A 17,923-nucleotide genomic window follows, 5' to 3' on the forward strand; every position below is an offset into this window, starting at 1 on the left:
ATTTTATTCTATAAATGATGAGATTGCAAAAATACTGCATTAACGAAGCAGATTTTTTTTGCTTAAGCAGATTTAACACTTTTAGAAGCAGTAAACATCCTGTCTGTACATTTACGTCATAGAAACATTCAAAAAGAGATAATGAAATGAAGCATATAAAGAATATAGTACTCCTACTCTTTCTGTCGGTCGTGACCTGCATGACGCAAGCATGCAGTCACGATGAAGACATAGATGACCTCCAAAGCAGTATGGATAATTATAATGCAGACATGGCCATCATTGTCAATCCCATTACGCTATCGGGGGCTACTTTGATAGATACTGACTTAAACGGATATACTTATATAGCCAACCCGCAAATCTTGTCTGACAATAAAATAAACCAAAAAGGGCAACGCATATTTTATACTTACACTGCCATTCCTCAGAGTACAGGTGCTGACAGTATTCCTTATATCACTATTATGCAAGTGAATAAAGTGCTGACCAAAGAACCTGTCTTCGTGGAAGACAATGATGCAAAAGACTATGGCACAGACCCGATTGAGATTAGCGGGCAAAGTATAAGCAAAGCGCATCTCAACTTACGCTACACCTTTTTAAACGGAGGGAACCATCTTATACCACATTCTATCAGCTTACTCATAGCGAAAGATGCCCAACCGGACGCACGCGGATATTTAAGTGCCGAGTTGCGTCATGATGCGGCCGATGACCTGCAACTCAATGCCAACAGTGGTTATGTCTCATTTACATTGGAAAATATGCCGGGATTTAAAGAAGGTACATTGAAAGGATTTAAGATAAAAACAAAAACAATTAAAAATGAAACCGATATCGTAGAAGTCACGATGAACAATAACAGAAAAAGCATGAATTTCAATATCTAAACCATAACTCAACCCAAAAACTAAACGACCGTTATAATATAATGTCTCATTTATTATAACGAAAGGCGCAGGACGGCATTCACCGGCTGCGCCTTTTTACTTTGTTTCTGTTCTTTGTGTGATTACTCTACACGGTTATCATTAGCTGTCCTATAACCTCTCAAGAAATCCGCAACATGCATACGTTTCTTTCCTGCCAGCTGCAAAGACAATATATTAATGAAACCATCTTTTACCGCTATCCGGAAGTCAGTCTTTAAATCTGTACGAATCTCCCCTATCTGCATATCATGCTGACAGAAGATTTTCTCAGCTTCATAAATCTTCATCATCTGCTTACCGGCTCCCCCCATATACAATTCTGTCCATGCAGCCGGATAGGGAGATAAGCCGCGAATAAAATCATAAATCTGTTTCACTCCCTTATTCCAGTCAATGCGACACGTTTCCTTAAAAATCTTAGGAGCCGGACGCAATTCTGCTTCCGACTGAATCAGTTTTTCCTGCGGAACAGGCTTCACCGTACCGGCCAAAATAGCATCTACCGTTTCAAGCACCAGCTCTCCTCCCAACATCATCAGTTTATCGTGCACAATTCCCACATTGTCTGTATCGGCAATAGGCACACGCACCTGCTGTATGATTTCTCCGGTATCAATTTCATGCTTCAAAAAGAAGGTGGTGATACCCGTTTCTGTATCTCCATTGATGACTGCCCAATTGATGGGGGCTGCTCCTCTGTACTGAGGCAACAAAGAGGCATGAAGATTGAACGTTCCCAGGCGAGGCATATTCCAAACCACTTCGGGTAACATTCGAAATGCCACCACAATCTGTAAATCCGCCTGCAAAGAACGAAGCTCTTCAACAAAAGATTCATCTTTCAATCTTTCCGGTTGAAGCACGCGCAATCCCTGCGACACAGCATACTGCTTTACAGGACTGGGCTGCAACACACTTCCATGACGCCCCATCGGTTTGTCGGGCATCGTTATCACACCTACTACATTATAACCTCCTTCAACCAGACATTTGAGACTCTCTACCGCAAAATCAGGAGTACCCATATATACAATTCTCAAATCTTTCTTTTCCATACTTATAACTATTAATCTGCTGAAAAATCTACCAATACCTGACGGTATGAGTTGAATATCTTCGACTTGGAAACAAATCCCTTATATTTGCCGAGCTCATCTATCACAGGAAGATTCCAAGCTTTCGTATCATCAAACTTCCTCATAACCTCTTCCATCGAATCGTTGACATAAATTCTGGCGGCAGGAGACACCATAAACTTTTCCACTTTGAAACGATGATACAGCTCCTGACGGAACATAATGTTCCTGATATCGTCCAATGCCACAATGCCCAGTAACTCTCCATTCACATCCACAACAGGAAATAAATTACGTTTTGCCTGGGAAATGACTTTTACCATTTCGCCCAAATCCATATCGGGACGAACTTTCTCAAAGTCGGTTTCCACCACGCTTTCGATATTCATCAAGGTCAATACCGCCTTGTCCTTATGATGAGTCAACAATTCTCCTTTTTTAGCCAAGCGCATGGAGTAAATGCTATGCGGTTCAAACACCATGATAGTGAGGTAAGAGCTGACAGACACCATCATCAAAGGCAAGAACAAGTCATAGCCTCCGGTCAGTTCCGCAATAAGGAAGATACCTGTCAAAGGTGCATGCATCACCCCCGACATCAATCCCGCCATTCCCAATAAGGCGAAATTCTTTTCAGGAATATACGGACCGAGATGAAATTCGTTACAGAAATGGGCAAAGATAAATCCGGTGATACACCCTAAAAACAAACTGGGTGCAAAGATACCGCCACAACCGCCACCGCCATTGGTGGCACTGGATGCAAAGACCTTAAATAACACAATCAATGCCAGATAAACAAGCAGCAAACCGCCATATCCATAGAAGATAGAGTTGTTCATCACCGTATCCCAATCCTGATTGGATACCCCATTGAGCAATAAATTTATCGTATCGTACCCTTCACCGTAAAGAGGCGGAAAGAGGAAAATCAAAACACTCAGCATGATGCCGCCAATGGTCAACTTCACATACGGATTATTATAACGACGAAATACATTTTCTACAGAATTCATAGCACGGGTAAAATACAAAGAGACCAATCCGCAAGCAATCCCCAACAAGATAGCCGATGGGATACGCTCCATCAAAAACGGCTCATCCATGTGAAACTTGAACATAGCCTCCGAACCGGTGAGAATATAAGAAACCGTAGCAGCCGTCACACACGACACCAGCAATGGCAAAAGAGAAGCCATCGTCAGGTCTATCATCAAAACTTCCAAAGTAAATACCAATCCGGCAATAGGAGCTTTGAAAATACCTGCCACTGCTCCCGCTGCACCACATCCCACCAAAAGCATCAGCGTCTTATGTTCCATCTTAAAGGCACTGCCCAAATTAGAACCGATAGCAGAACCGGTCAGCACGATAGGCGCCTCAGCTCCCACCGAACCACCAAAACCGATAGTAATGGCACTCGCAATCACCGATGACCAGGTATTATGCCGTTTGATACGGCTCTGACGCCGCGAAATAGCATAAAGAATCTTTGTCACACCATGGCTGATATCATCCTTCACAATATGACGTATGAATAAGCCTGTCAAAAAGATACCCACCACAGGATACACCAAATATAACCAGTTCACCCCTGTTGAGTCAAAATTCTCTGTCAGGAATTCCTTAATCCATTCTACCAAAAACTTCAGGAACCATGCTGCCAGTGCAGTAAAAATACCTACCAGAAAGCTCAGTATCAGAATGAAATGTTTTTCCTTTATCCTTTTTTCGCGCCACAGAATAAAGCGCTGCAATAAGCTCTTCTTATCTTCTATTAAAGCATCCATTCTCTCTTTCTTATTCTCTTATAATCTTCACTTCTCCTCCTTTACCCAACTTAATAATACCGGAAGGTTTCGGATGTCCGACTTCATCTTGCCTATAACCGACAATATAGTCTACCGCTTGTTTTATTTCCTCGCTTATTTCACTGAAATTAGCAGGTGAAGGCTGACCGCTGATGTTTGCGGAAGTAGATACGATTGCTTTGCGAAAACGGAAACAAAGCTCTTTTGAGAATGCCTCACCTGTTACACGAATGCCAACGCTGCCATCTTCCGCCAACAGATTTTCGGCCAAATTACGAGCACCGTCATAGATAATAGTCAGCGGTTTGGTAGCATAATCTATCAAATCCCACGCAACTGCCGGTACATCCCGTACATAAAAATCGACTTTCACCGAACTGTCTACCAGTACCAGCATTGCCTTGCTGTCTGCTCGTTTCTTGATATCATACACACGCTTCACAGCTTCTGCATTGGTTGCATCGCAACCTATTCCCCAGATGGTATCCGTAGGATAAAGAATTATCCCGCCTTTCTGCATTACCTCACAGGCTTTCTTCACGTCTTGTCTAATCGCTTCGTTCATATCGATTTTATTGTTTGAGTTTTCAATTCTACAAATTGCAAATGTAGTAATTTTCCCATTGATTATGACTACTAAAACTAAAAAAGATGCCTAAACAATTACTTCGAACTGTTTAGACATCTTCCCTAAAGTATTTAAAAAGTATATTCAGAACAATGTATTCGTTCCTTCTATCAAATTGCCCATTGCCCATGCAGCACGGATATTCAAATCACGGTCTAGAACCAACAAATCGGCATCCTTGTCTTTTTGCAATGTTCCCTTTCTATCATCTACTCCCATGATGCGTGCCGGCGTTTCCGAAACCATATTGATGGCATCACCCAAAGGAATGCCTGCTTTGACCATCGTACGTACCAATACATCCATTGTAGCAATACTTCCGGCAAGCGAAGAACGGTCTGCCATCTTGCATACACCATCCTCAATAATCACATTCGGGTCAGTTATTTCAACTCCTTCGGCAGCAGCATAAGCCAGCGCATCGGTTACCAGGCAGGTATGGCTCACTCCTTTCAGCTTATAAGCCAACCGCAAGATAGTAGATGGTAAATGAATTCCGTCAGCAATAAGTTCGATAGTCATTCCATCTGTCAGATAGACACTTTCCACCGTTCCTTCATACTTATATTCACGGCGTTTATGAAATCCCGGCATTGCATTGTAAAAATGAGCCGCATGAGTATATCCGGCTTCATAAGCAGCTTTGATACCGTCATATTCGGCTTCGGTATGAGAAATGGCAGCCACTATCCCTTTGGATCTCAGGTAGCCGGCAAATTCCAAAGCACCCGGCAACTCAGGAGATGAATCCCAGCGCTTGATACAATTTGTTTCATCCAACAATGAAGTATATTCTTCTTTATCCGGATTTTTCACCTTACCGGAAAACTGCCCACCTGCCATCTTAGGATTCAGGTAAGGTCCTTCCACATGAAGTCCCAATACCGGACTGTCTTTTTCTTTCATCAGCTTTTCGCATATACTTACAGCTTTACGAATCTCTGAAAAAGGAGAAGATGACAATGTCGGGAAAATACTGGTGGCACCGTGTCTCTGATGTGCTTTAACAGCTGTGCGGAATGCCTCTTCCGTACACTCTGTAAAATCGTGACCACCGCCCCCATGAGCGTGCATACATACAAATCCGGGGACAATATACATGCCTTTGGCATCAATCAGATTGGCGCCAATCAGCGCTAAATCACAGTTGGTAACTTCCAGTATTTTATTATCCCGCATCAACACCGAACCTTCGTCCAGCCAACCCTGCGGGGTAAATATCTTACCATTGATAATTTGAGTTAACATGATATGTAAGTATTAGAATGTTTATTGACCTGCAAAATAAAACATTTTATTTTATTCCTCTTTATAAAATTGAGATTTCTTTCTACTTTTTCCATAAATGTATGGCATCAATCTCCTGAATAGTACAAATAAAACAGGAAGGGAAAGCATCGGCTTTCCCTTCCCACACTTTAACCAAACGTGTATTCTTCCCCTTTTCAGCCTCTTTACAAGTAAAAAGAAGACAGAAAAACATGAAGAGAAGTAATGATGAGCTTACATGCTTCACTTTGTGGTTATTCAATTCTGAATAAGCCACTTAAATACGTACCTCGCGGTGTCGTTATAGTTATAATACTCAAGTTTCGCAAGTACTCAAATAATGTAATAAAAAAAGGCTAAAGAGTTTGATAATTCAATGATTATCACTATATTAATGTCGCCAAACAAACATATAGCACCCTTTAGCCATGAACAAAAATAGACATATTATCGGTGAACTCCAAGAGTTTTTTGCAAACAATGACTCCAGCAAGGCAATAAACAGCATATCAACCATTATGAACAGCATAAGGATACAAAGCAAAGTTATCGGGTCAGTTAAGAATCCGAATTGCAAATTCACCTGTCTTCAGGTGTTACAACTGCTTGTTCTGTTCCCGTTCTTTTCAATTAAGAATGCTGCCAACTATTCGTCTTCTGCCCTGGGTAAGATATTTGTCTGCCACAAAGATATGTTCTATCGTTTCATGAACGACGGCAACATCAATTGGCGACGTATAATCTACTCGGTTTTCAGGCAGTTGTATTCACGTGTGAAACGCAGAACGACATTGAAGTCGGACATCAGATGCGTCATCATCGATGATACAGACCTTCCGAAGACCGGATTCAAGACCGAGAAGATTGGCAAGGTATTCTCTCATACCCAAATGAAGCCTATACTTGGATTCAAGGCAATGTTCCTCTGCTTTACGGATGGTGTATCCCAGTTTCTCCTTGACTTTTCTCTCCATGGAGAGGAGGGAAAACGAAGCGATAAGCCACAGGGGTTATTCAAGAAACAGACGGAGGCTCGCTATTGTAAGGAACACTCAGGGGATGAGCGTATTGCCAGGCGTAGCGCTGAGTATTTTGCAAGTAAGATTGAGACGGCCATCAGCATGCTCAAGCGCTCAATCATAGAGGGTGTACGTTTCGATTATCTTCTTGTTGACAGTTGGTTTACCTGCTCTGAACTTTTGAAGTTCGTGGTCTCAAGGCACTTTGGATGCCACCTTATCGGAATGATAAAGATGGGCAAGACAAAGTATGAGACAGATCTTGGAAACAAGACAGCGCCTGAACTTATCAAGGCTCTCCAAAAATCCAAGAACGTAAAGTATAGCCGCTCAATCGGTTACTACACAGCAACTGTCTCTGCTAAAATCTCCAGCATTAAGGTCTGCCTGTTCTTCTACAGAAGAGGCAAGAACGGCAATTGGAATGCTCTGCTTACCTCGGATTTGAAACTTGATGCGAAAGAAGCCTTCAGACTTTACTCAAGAAGATGGGTTATCGAAGTGGCTCACAAAGAGATGAAGCAAAATCTTAAACTCGGAAAGAACCAGTGCAGAGACTTCGCCGGACAGATTGCAGGCATATCATTGTGCGTACTGCAATACAATATTCTCAGTTATGTCAAACGCTATGAGTCATACGAAACTATCGGAGGACTCTTTGCTGAAATTTCAAAGAACTCTGTTGAACTTTCAGTAGCAGAAAAAATCTGGCTGCTGATTGTAGAAGTTATAAACGTCATTGCCGAGGTACTTAACTGTGATGCAATGGTTCTGACTGAACAAGTAATATCAAACGATAAACAAATCAAAGCTGTGAAGCAGGCTTTCGACAGGCTGACACCAGCCGCCTGAGGAGCTACACTTTACTTGCGAAACTTAAGTTATAATATAAGTACCTTTTGAGTAACCACTTATATTAAAAACCTCCGGAGCGGAATCAATAAATGAAATAGTACGTTCTTCCATTTCCTGATTATTTTCTTCTGATGCAATCGTCACCGTGGCATCGGAAAGGTCCACATAAAAAGTAATGACAACTTGTGTATCTTGAAGATAAGCCTCTATCGGCAGAGAAGCAGATCTGGCATCGTCCATAATAAAACTTCCCTCAAAATCAATTTCCTTTTCAGGAACTGTTTGCGCAAACATAGGTGCAAAAGACAAGATAAAAAAGATAGTTATCAATACGTTTTTCATAACAAATGTTTTTATTACATTGCGAATTTAGAAAGAGCCCCACAATAATCCAAACAATCGTCCAACTGATTTGCGACATTTACTTTCACTGATTATCAGCATTATATTTCAATGCAGCACTCTTTTTTGCGACAAAACCTGAATAAAACACCTATCTTCTTTTCTTAAAATCTGCAATATAAGCAGCGAAATCATCTTTACTACCTTTGGGAAACCCGAATTTCTCACATATACGATAAATCCATCGTTCTTCCGAACGCAATTGTATCTTTAATAATTCAGAGATTTCATCATCGGAAAAATCCAAAGCTTTCAAATAACACACATCCCTTTCCCGCCCGGTCAACTGATACTTTTCCAGCAAACGGCCGGCAAAATCATCATAAACCAAATCCAACCAAATATGCAATTTCTCCCTATCCACTGCCGGATTATAGGAAGCCTGTTCTTTAGACTTCAGTTTCATTATCATTTCCAAAGCTTCAATATACTCCAACGGAATATCCTTATCTTTCGATTTGCAAATGATTTCCAACCGACGAATACTAATATCTTTTTGCTCTTTTTCCGCTTCCAATTGAGTGATCTGCATCTGCAATTTTTCTTTTTCCTCATTGTGCATCGTTTCATCCTCCGCTATCTTAGTTTGACAGGCATCAATCTTTTCTTGCAGCTCCACTTTTTCCTGTTTGCTTTTCAATAATAACTTTTCTTTTTTCTTTCTATTTATAGACAACACCAAATAATGTATTCCAATCAGCGCAACAATTATAACGGTCGATATTATAATAGTAAGATACCAATGATTATGTATCTCTACATTCTTATTCAATAATACTACTTGATCATATTTCTTTTGTATTTCCAAATATTCAGACCGATTTATTTGAGAACGCAAAGTATCCGACAATAATACATAATGCGATAAATAGGTAACAGCATCTTCGTATTCCTTTCTTGCCACATTTTCCTCATACAAGAAATAATAAATGCGAGCCTTTACTGCCGGCTCCGATGTTTTTAATGCATACTGACACAAGCTATCAACTTCCCCGTCACGTCCTGTCCGGCTATATAAATTGGCTAATAAAAGCATAGCTCTATATGATACGTCTCCCGACGCATTATCTAACGCCTTACGCACATACTTCTCAGCTTCCGCCCATTCTTTTTCCTTACTTTTATAGATTCCATAATTATAATATATTTTTGTCTGAAGCATAGAATCGACCAAAGGTACCATATCCAATAATTGAGAATAATACAAATCAGCATCATCTCTATTTCCCCAATAATATGATATATTAGCAAGATTCATTATACTGCTTACTTTCCATGACAATACCTGCTTTGGAACAATGTTAACCGCTACAGACTTCTTAAAATAATCGATTGATAAAGCATAGTTTCTATTCTTTTGATTCAAATACCCCAATCCCATGTAAATTAATGTCACAATCCTATTATCTTTTATTCTTGGAATATAACTTTCCGCTTCTTTATAGACCAACATAGCCTCTTCATCTTTACCCATATCTTTTAATACTCCTCCTTTATATAATAATGAGGCCGTTCTTTTTTCCACATCTTTATCCTGATAATACCCGACAGCGATATTAATCAATGAATCCGAAGTAGCGACAATATTGGAACGATATTGCGCTTGTGTCAACAACAATGCATAATCTGCCAGCTCTTTTCCCTCCAAATCTTCCGGCATAACGATAGACTCCAATACTTTTAAAGCAGAATCCGGTTCATCCCACATTCGTTTTTCTGCCATATCCAATGCATATCTTGCCTCTTTATGACCACAAGATGCACAAAAACACAGGACGAACAACAACATAATAAGAACTATACGACATAACAACTTGCCGCTCTTCTCTACCATATACATAACTTTTGTTTTTTTATAATAAGCTTAAACGCATACAATATTACAACTACCCGATAATACCACCAAATAATTTCATACTAATCTTCTTTCCGATTCGTTGTGCCACACGGACGTATGCATAACTCCATGCATACGTATGTATAGCCCTACACATACGTATGTGTAGCCCCATGCGAACGTATGTATAGTTCCGTGCAGACGTATGTGTTTGAAATGGGTAAAATTTATTAACACTAAATATAAGAAGAAGGCATTACGTCTCTTATTCTACAATAAGTAATGAATTGCAACAACCATACAATATTATTTTTATTTCTTCATTTTATTCAGACTTCATTCTTTTTTTCTGTTTCTTCAAAGAGAATATAGGCAAAAACATGAAAATGCCCAATATAGAAGCAATCAATCCTCCAATCGTTCCGGCTGCTAACGGAAACCAAAAGGCCTCTTTTCCCTGACCTATCATGAAAGGAATAAATCCCAAAATAGTAGACACAACAGTCAGGAAAATAGGAATAATCTTTGAATTCCATGCTTTAGTATACGCTTGCACATCCGAAAGCAGCGGATAACGTTTGCGGATGGAGTTATACTCATTCAATATATAAATACTTGCATTCACCGTTATACCGCATAACAATACGAAAGATGCAAAACCACCCTGGTCGAAGTTTAAGCCAAAAAGATAGAAAGTCAAGAACACACCAATATACGAAATAGGAATCACAAAAATAATAGCCAACGGTTGTTTGAGCGAATTAAACAAAATGCCGGTGGTAAAGAAAATGATTGCAATCACAATCAAGAGCAATGCATATTGTGCATTGTCCTTCTTCCCCCATGACCACCGTTCCTGCTCATCCTCTGCCGTATATCCCATCGGCAATATCTTATTAAAGGCTTCCAAATCCTTCTTCAACAACTTTCTTCCCTGCTCGGAAGAACCTATATACTCATATTGCAGACACAAACGATACTGCTGATTTTCTTTTGCCACCTTCTGCGGAGACTGTCCTTTCTCTACCGTTGCAAAATCAGCTAATTTATAAGAGTGTCCGTTTATCATCAAAGGAACATTTACCAGCCCCCACACATCATATTGCTGCCCTTGCATGGAAGACAGCTTCAGCCATTCAGCCTGATTTTCAAACAAAACACTTCCGCAATAAATATCACGCCCGAACACAGGTCCCAAAGCATTGAATAACTGTGTAGCCGTAATATTCTCCTTGGCCATCCTTTCCCTGTTTAAGTCAAGGTAGAATTCGCTGTAATCATCCTTCCACCATGAGAATTCAGAATTGATAATAACCTCTTTTATTCGACGATGCTCCAAAAGTTTCTCTTTCAAACGGTCTCCCCAATAAGCCAACTCATCATAATTATAACCATACATCTTCACCCGGAAACTTCCGGCACTCTCGCGCACATCATTGTTGAAGCCCTGGTCTTGCAAACCATATACTCCCCAGCTTCCTCCTCCCAGCGTCAAAGCTTTACTGATAATATTAGACTTCAATGTATAAGGGAAGCCACTGTGTTCCACTTCTTTCGTAAAGTAAATCTGTAAGTTTGCCTGCCGTGCGCTATATATAGCTGTCTGGAACTGCCTGATTTCCTTAAAATCGCTCAAGTAAGTTTCCATCTTCTTGACCAATGCATTCATTTGCTCCAATGTACTTCCGTTAGGCAGATTGGCATTTACATACAATACCACTTCTCCCTCGTCACGATTAAAGTAACTGCCTTCGTATACTTTCTCGACAAACAGACGCAAACTGCCTCCCAATGCCTTGTCGACTATCGGTTTTACTTTCTCTTTATAAGTGGAGTTGCCGAATACCTTATTATAATATTCCGCAAATGTCCCCTCCCCTTCCATCTTATCGGGCAACATAAAGACAGGCAGGCCAAAGCCCAATACCAATAAAATACAGGCCGGCACCCTAAAGCGGCACAAGTAATAAATAAATCCCTGATAGAAGCGAGTAAAATAAACCGCAAAACGCTTCATCCAAGTGCGTCTGTGCTTCTTCGTCTTTTTCTTCTCCAACTTAATCTTGTCAATCATGGAAGGAACAAAGAACAAGGCTACAAACAATGAAACAGCCAGATTTATAATTACCACAGCCGCAAAATCCTGCAAGTTCAACCGAATCTTTTCATCAAGGAAGAAAATAATAACCAATGCTCCGATGGTAGTTAAAGTAGCAGCCAGCACAGAGACAAATGCTTTCAGATTCCTACGATGCAAAATATGATCGGTCATGACAATAGTATTGTCTATCACCAAGTTGAGAGAAATGGTAATACCGGCCAAAGAATAAAGCTGCATTTCCAGTCCGAAGATATAATAGAAAATAGCAGCTACGGCTATGTTGATAGTCAAGCTGGTTACTATCAGAAACAGATAACGCAAATTGCGGGTAATCAATGCAACAAACAGCAATAAAATCAGCACAGTCAGTCCGGTACGGAAATAAATTTTATCCAATTCCTTTTGAATATACTCCGTGGCATCATAACCGATATGTACCTCATATCCGGCCGGCATCTTTGCCTGCAATTCCGCCATACGGTCTTTTACCTGACGGCTCAGTTCCAGCTGATTTGCCGTTTCCTCAGCCGTAATATAAAGATAGATGGAATTCAGTCCGTTGATGCGGTAATAGCTCTGTGGCTGTTCTTCCACATGCTTTACTTTTATCAACTTATCCAATGTGACCACCGTTCCATCTCCTGTCTCCAGTTTGATGGCATCGGGCTCAAACTCCGTTTCCTTGCCTGTAGCAGTGCGCACCACCCGAATCCAGTCCTTATCATCCGGCCCCTTCTCTATAGAACAAATACCCAGAAATTCTTTCTCGTAATGGCGGTTGATGGCAACCTGCACGTCTCCCAGTGTTATTCCCAAGCGAGACAACTGTTCACTGTCATATTCCAATTGCCACTCCATCGGAGTAGCCCCATTCAATTCTACTTTATATACACCCGCCAATTGTCCCAGCACCGGTTTTATGTTCTCTTCGGCATAGTTTTGAATCAAGATAGGGTTAGAGGGCGCATTGAGAGTATATGTCATAAATGGCCTCGATGCTTTATCATCCGAACGGCGGGTACTAATCTGAGGATAGCTGACTCCGTCAGGCAACTGCGCCCACGTTTGGCGGATAATGGTTGACACCTCAAAACGGGCAGCATCAATATCCGCATGCTTATCCAGTTCCAGCGTTATACTTCCTCCTCCATTATCAGAAGTAGATATTACATTTTTTATTCCGTTTACCCTTGCCAGCATCGATTCCAGTTTGCTGGTCACCTCAGCCTCTATCACCCGCGATGAATTACCCGGCATTCTAAATGAAATAGTGAGCCCCGGCAAAACACGCGACGGTGCCAGTTTGACCGGCAATAACGGAACCAAAGCCAAACCTATCAACGCCAAACAGACAAAAGTGACTATCAGCGTAAACGAAGATAAAGTACGAGAGTTGCTCATCGATACATACCTACATTAAAATCAAACTTATCAGATAATGAAAATCCCGAAGCAAAGTCGTGCAATGTCAGTTTCCGTATCTTATAATAATTCAACCAATAATTCTGTAAAGCCGAAATATAATTCTTCTGTGCTTCTTGTTGGCGATTTAATGAAAGAGTCAGACTGTTTACATCCGCTTTGCCGATAATGAATCGTTGGCGTGTCTGTTCATACGCCATCACCGCCAAGTCCAATGCTTCTTCGGCACTGGCAATCAGGCGCTGCTGGATATTGAAATCACTTACGGTCATTATCACCTCTTCTTCCACACTAAGCTCTTCCTGACGTGCGGCAATCTTTACCACATTCAGGTTATTCTTTGCCATATTGTATTTTCCTTTTCTTACTCCCCAGTCCACCAATGGAATAGAAACACTCACCGACACCAAATCCTGTTGCAAAGGGTGGCGGTAGGCATCTCCGAACTTATCTGCTACCTGATTGAATCCGACACTGGCATTCAGGCTGGCATTAAAACGAGATTCCACCTTGGTCTTATTCACATTCTGTTCTGCTTCCAAAATATTCTGGCGTTGCTCCAAGAAAGACGGATTGTTCTCTTTTGCTTTAGCCAGAGCCACATCTACCGGAATCTCCATGGCGGCGGGGCGACCGGGTAAAGACAATTCGATAGTCGTATTCTTATCCAGATTTAGAAAAGAAGCCAATGAGAACATAGCACGTTTCAGCGCTATCTGTGCATTTTCCAAAGTGTTATGCGCATTCACTTTATCCAATTCAAGGGTCAATAAATCCGCACGTGAAATGGCTGCTATTTTATGGCGTTGCAGTCCGATACTATACAAGGTATCACTGGAAGACACATTCTCTTTAGCCAATTGATAGTCGGCTTGAGCCATTGCCAATGCAAAGAAGTAAGTGACAGCCTCCTCTGACACGGTCTCCGTATTATAAATGAATTGTTTCTTTACCTTTTCATATTTCAGCGGTTCAATCTTACGGTCCCAACGAAATGCATTATACCCCAACAAGCTCTGCTGATAGCCCACCCGGATAGGCACACTGGAATATTGGGTAGATTTCGTATCACCGAAGTTGCGCATAAAGTCAAGTTGCGAATCTATATAGAAAGTACCGCCTGTCCAATCCAGATTCTGCCTGATGCTCAGTCCGCCACCGGCACTGAACATCTGCTGTTCACGATATACGTCCATATCCTCATTAGAGTCATAACGCTGAGTGATATACCGGTAATACTTTGCCGGAGTCAGGTCGAGTGTCAAACTGGGAAGGCGATTTGCTTTATAGGTTCTGAATTCCCAATAACCCGATAAATACATATTTTGATATCTGAATGCCGACAACGAACTGTCATTCGCAATCTCTATCGTATGCTGCAAATCCAATTTCACCGTCTGCTGTGCCTTTACGCCAACCGATAAAAGACAGCCTATGATCCATATACTAACGTACTTCATTTTTATCATGTTTTCTATAAATAAACCAATATATCAAAGGAATAATGAACAAACTGACCAATGTTCCCACTACCATCGAGCCAATCATGGCAATAGACAATGGCTTTTGCAATTCCGATCCCATATCCGAAGTAAACAACAATGGCACCATTGCAAAAATAGTAGTCAACGACGTCATGATAATAGCTCTCAAACGTCTCTTACCGGCAATATGGATAGCCTCAACCAAAGGTATTCCGGTTTTACGCAACTCGTTAATAGTATCCAGTTTCAGAATAGAGTCATTCACCACAATACCGCAAGTTACAATAATACCGATAGCCGACATCAAATTCAGCGTATGTCCAAACACCCATAAGGTAATCAATGCAAAAGCTGTATCTACCGGTATCTCCAACAGCACGATGAACGGCTGCAAGAAACTCTCGAACTGTGCACACAAGATAAAGTACATCAACAAGAGCGACACAAACAGAATAACAGTCAGTTCTCCCATCATCTTTTCATTCGAAAAGAAACTGCCTGAGAAATCCACTTCCCACTCATTCTTTTCTTTAACCGTTTCCTTCACTTCCTTCATAAGTCGTGTAGGGTTTTCAACATCATAAAAACTCAACGGAATATACTCTCCGTTCTTACCGGCCGTAATACTCTTCAAATCCTCAGCCGGAACAATCGATACCAGCTCACTCAGCGGAATATAATTCACCTGTCTGTTCTTATCAGGCTGAGTTTGAACCAAAGTTTCATTCAGAATACGGTTCACGCTTTTTTCTTCTCCGGCAATGCCGATAGGCAAATATTGCTGGTAAGAACGCAAGGTAGACACTTTGTTTTCTTTAAAAGCAGTGCGCAACACCCTGGTCAGTTCCTCGTAAGCAATGTTATACAACAGCAACTTTTCCCGGTTCACCACCAAATTCAACTGATTACGGAAAGCAATACCCGTCGGAGTCATTCCCGTTGCCTGAATAACGTTCTTTTCCAACTGCTGTAATTGCTCGGCTTCGGGAGCTTTTGATTTATTGGCAGCATGAAGCTCTGCCACGATATCTGCCTCCCCTGTCACAAACAACTTCTCAAAAATAGTTTCGGGAGGAGAAAAAGATATCACAGCCAAAGGATATTTCTCTTCTACTTCCTTCGTCAACAAATCCTGCAATGGAAGTATCTCTGTGGGTGTCCCGGTCTTAAAATAAAGTTCCGCTTCGGTTGAAGACAACTCACTTCCTCCATTCAATATGTAATCCTGCATACCCACATAAGCCGTATGTTCAGTCACCTTATCATCTGTCAGTTTCATCAGCTCATCCACCCGCCGATTATTCTCGTCCACGTGAATATTTTCATTCCATTCGATACGCATTATCAGTTCGTTCTGGTCTATCTCCGGCATCCTTTCCTTTTCCATAAAATAAAAGAAGAACACACAAACAGGCAAAGTGGCCAAAGTGCCCAACAGACTAATTTTCTTATGAGAAAACACCCAATCGATACCTTTATCATAAAAACCCTCCAGCCATTCGTTTTTCAACAGATTATCAAATCTCTTGGACAAGAAGCTTTTGCTCCGTATGCCTAATCTATAGAATAACAGATAAAGCACAGGTAAAAGCATAATACCGGTGACATACGAAATCATCAATCCCACTGTGATGGAAAAAGCCTGGTCCATAAAGATAGCACCTGCAATCCCGCTCATAAATATCAACGGCAGGAAGACAGCAATGGTAGTCAGTGACGAACTCAACATCGGAGTAATCATTTCCGTAGTTCCCACAGCACATGACCGCTTCAATGAATATCCCCGTTCCCGATATTGAGAAATATTCTCCGTCACAATGATAGAGCTGTCAATCATCATACCCACAGCCAAAATCAAGCCCGACAATGAGATAACATTCAATGAAACATGGCAGAAATAGAAAAAGAAAAAAGTAATGACAATAGAGGTCACCATACTGATACCGATAACCAACGGCGAGCGGATATCTCCCAAGAACAATATGGCAACAATGAAAATAAACAAGAATCCTAAAGACAAATTCTGTTGCAAATTGGAAATGGTATAATCCAACAATTCCGTCTGGTTACGGCTTATACTGAACTCAATATCAGGATAAAGAGAAGCAAAATAATCGGTCGTTTCTTTCAACTTCTCCTTCATTTCATCCATATTCTCGTCACTCTGCTTTATGATAGCCAGAGTAACCGCTTTTTTACCTCCGGCAACGGATAGCCCGCTTTCTTTTTGTGATACGACATCCACTTTGCAAAGTTCCTTCAATTGCAAAATACGGTCTCCCTTACGGATATATATATTCTTCACATCTTCGGTGGTACGGAGCAACGTAGCAATACGGATATTATATTCATAATACCCATCCCTTACCAACATACTTCCCGGCTCCACATTATTGGAAGCCAATGCATTCTCGATATCCTCCACCGTGATACCCGTCATGGCCAGTTTATCTTTATCGGGAACTATCTGAAGTAATTTTCCGGGGACACCGGTAATATCAGCCATCGCTACCTCAGGCAACTGTTCGATGCGGCGTTTGACCACATTTTCCGCCAGTTCGCACATATCCAGAAACTGTTGCTCATTCGTGCCCTCATAAGGCCGGTCATTCTTCAGTGTCATGTTCAGATAGAAAACCGGAATATCCGTTGCACTTGCCTTTATTGCTTTAGGACGCGCCACCTCTTTGGGCAGGCTGTTCATGGCAGCATCAATCTTTTCATTGACCTCTATAAACGCCAAATCCGTATTGACACCAAACTCGAACTCCATGCGGATAACACCTGCACCGTCACGAGTCTCACTTTTTATTTCTCTCAATCCCGCCACCTGCAATAATTGTCTGCGCACCGGTGTAACGACTGTATTCTCCAACTCACGCGCCGAAGAGTTTTCTCCCGACACCTGAATGGTAATTTGGGGAATAGCGATGTCAGGCAACAAAGACACCGGCAATGAGAAATACGTCACCAGCCCGATAATAAAACAGGCAGTGAACGCCATCAGCACGGCTATAGGGCGTTGTAATAAGAACTTTACCATTTGCTAATTCTTTTCAGATTCTTCAATTCATTCAGAATGAC

General features: G+C 41.3%; 11 protein-coding genes. 2 read left to right on the forward strand and 9 right to left on the reverse strand.

The features are described from left to right. Positions 1 to 146 precede the first annotated feature (146 nt). Positions 147 to 893 carry a NigD1/NigD2 family lipoprotein gene (locus tag HMPREF1534_RS08785; RefSeq protein ID WP_005940674.1) on the forward strand — a complete coding sequence of 249 codons (747 nt, stop codon included), beginning with the start codon at positions 147 to 149 and terminating at the stop codon, positions 891 to 893. A gap of 122 nt (positions 894 to 1,015) precedes the next feature. Here the strand turns inward: HMPREF1534_RS08785 and fmt are convergent, their stop codons facing one another. The 4 genes from fmt to nagA form a co-directional block, all read right to left on the reverse strand. Then, on the reverse strand, positions 1,016 to 1,990 hold the full coding sequence (gene fmt / locus HMPREF1534_RS08780; protein ID WP_005940676.1) for a methionyl-tRNA formyltransferase: 975 nt from the start codon (positions 1,988 to 1,990) through the stop codon (positions 1,016 to 1,018). An 11-nt stretch (positions 1,991 to 2,001) separates the two neighbouring features. After that, the gene (locus HMPREF1534_RS08775; RefSeq protein ID WP_005940679.1) at positions 2,002 to 3,801 is read right to left on the reverse strand and encodes a chloride channel protein; all 1,800 of its coding nucleotides are present in this window, start codon (positions 3,799 to 3,801) and stop codon (positions 2,002 to 2,004) included. 10 nt (positions 3,802 to 3,811) lie between these two features. Beyond that, positions 3,812 to 4,387, reverse strand: coding sequence for an L-threonylcarbamoyladenylate synthase (locus HMPREF1534_RS08770; RefSeq protein ID WP_005940682.1), 576 nt, complete (start codon positions 4,385 to 4,387; stop codon positions 3,812 to 3,814). A gap of 147 nt (positions 4,388 to 4,534) precedes the next feature. Continuing rightward, positions 4,535 to 5,698 carry an N-acetylglucosamine-6-phosphate deacetylase gene (nagA, locus tag HMPREF1534_RS08765; protein ID WP_005940685.1) on the reverse strand — a complete coding sequence of 388 codons (1,164 nt, stop codon included), beginning with the start codon at positions 5,696 to 5,698 and terminating at the stop codon, positions 4,535 to 4,537. Between the two features lie 449 nt (positions 5,699 to 6,147). Between nagA and HMPREF1534_RS08760 the strand changes: the two genes are divergently transcribed. Further along, positions 6,148 to 7,590 carry an IS4 family transposase gene (locus HMPREF1534_RS08760; RefSeq protein WP_005936442.1) on the forward strand — a complete coding sequence of 481 codons (1,443 nt, stop codon included), beginning with the start codon at positions 6,148 to 6,150 and terminating at the stop codon, positions 7,588 to 7,590. A 24-nt stretch (positions 7,591 to 7,614) separates the two neighbouring features. Here the strand turns inward: HMPREF1534_RS08760 and HMPREF1534_RS08755 are convergent, their stop codons facing one another. The 5 genes from HMPREF1534_RS08755 to HMPREF1534_RS08735 form a co-directional block, all read right to left on the reverse strand. Beyond that, positions 7,615 to 7,935 carry a DUF3244 domain-containing protein gene (locus HMPREF1534_RS08755; protein WP_005940687.1) on the reverse strand — a complete coding sequence of 107 codons (321 nt, stop codon included), beginning with the start codon at positions 7,933 to 7,935 and terminating at the stop codon, positions 7,615 to 7,617. 151 nt (positions 7,936 to 8,086) lie between these two features. Continuing rightward, positions 8,087 to 9,829: a tetratricopeptide repeat protein gene (locus tag HMPREF1534_RS08750; protein ID WP_233513260.1), complete on the reverse strand. Its 1,743-nt coding sequence runs from the start codon at positions 9,827 to 9,829 to the stop codon at positions 8,087 to 8,089. A gap of 328 nt (positions 9,830 to 10,157) precedes the next feature. Continuing rightward, positions 10,158 to 13,334 (reverse strand): efflux RND transporter permease subunit, encoded by a 3,177-nt coding sequence (locus HMPREF1534_RS08745; protein ID WP_005940693.1) that lies wholly within the window; start codon positions 13,332 to 13,334, stop codon positions 10,158 to 10,160. Continuing rightward, positions 13,331 to 14,815 carry a TolC family protein gene (locus HMPREF1534_RS08740; protein ID WP_025066934.1) on the reverse strand — a complete coding sequence of 495 codons (1,485 nt, stop codon included), beginning with the start codon at positions 14,813 to 14,815 and terminating at the stop codon, positions 13,331 to 13,333. The genes HMPREF1534_RS08745 and HMPREF1534_RS08740 overlap by 4 nt, the downstream gene beginning before the upstream one ends. Beyond that, positions 14,802 to 17,882: an efflux RND transporter permease subunit gene (locus tag HMPREF1534_RS08735; protein ID WP_005940698.1), complete on the reverse strand. Its 3,081-nt coding sequence runs from the start codon at positions 17,880 to 17,882 to the stop codon at positions 14,802 to 14,804. The genes HMPREF1534_RS08740 and HMPREF1534_RS08735 overlap by 14 nt, the downstream gene beginning before the upstream one ends. Between the last annotated feature and the right edge of the window lie 41 nt (positions 17,883 to 17,923).

Origin of the sequence: Phocaeicola massiliensis B84634 = Timone 84634 = DSM 17679 = JCM 13223 (assembly GCF_000382445.1) — a bacterium.
GTDB classification, from domain to species: Bacteria; Bacteroidota; Bacteroidia; order Bacteroidales; family Bacteroidaceae; genus Phocaeicola; species Phocaeicola massiliensis.

Coding starts and splice junctions, on each gene's coding strand:
- HMPREF1534_RS08785 (WP_005940674.1), top strand. CDS start 147: ATGAAGCATATAAAGAATATAGTACTCCTACTCTTTCTGTCGGTCGTG.
- fmt (WP_005940676.1), bottom strand. CDS start 1,990: ATGGAAAAGAAAGATTTGAGAATTGTATATATGGGTACTCCTGATTTT.
- HMPREF1534_RS08775 (WP_005940679.1), bottom strand. CDS start 3,801: ATGGATGCTTTAATAGAAGATAAGAAGAGCTTATTGCAGCGCTTTATT.
- HMPREF1534_RS08770 (WP_005940682.1), bottom strand. CDS start 4,387: ATGAACGAAGCGATTAGACAAGACGTGAAGAAAGCCTGTGAGGTAATG.
- nagA (WP_005940685.1), bottom strand. CDS start 5,698: ATGTTAACTCAAATTATCAATGGTAAGATATTTACCCCGCAGGGTTGG.
- HMPREF1534_RS08760 (WP_005936442.1), top strand. CDS start 6,148: ATGAACAAAAATAGACATATTATCGGTGAACTCCAAGAGTTTTTTGCA.
- HMPREF1534_RS08755 (WP_005940687.1), bottom strand. CDS start 7,935: ATGAAAAACGTATTGATAACTATCTTTTTTATCTTGTCTTTTGCACCT.
- HMPREF1534_RS08750 (WP_233513260.1), bottom strand. CDS start 9,829: ATGGTAGAGAAGAGCGGCAAGTTGTTATGTCGTATAGTTCTTATTATG.
- HMPREF1534_RS08745 (WP_005940693.1), bottom strand. CDS start 13,334: ATGAGCAACTCTCGTACTTTATCTTCGTTTACGCTGATAGTCACTTTT.
- HMPREF1534_RS08740 (WP_025066934.1), bottom strand. CDS start 14,815: ATGAAGTACGTTAGTATATGGATCATAGGCTGTCTTTTATCGGTTGGC.
- HMPREF1534_RS08735 (WP_005940698.1), bottom strand. CDS start 17,882: ATGGTAAAGTTCTTATTACAACGCCCTATAGCCGTGCTGATGGCGTTC.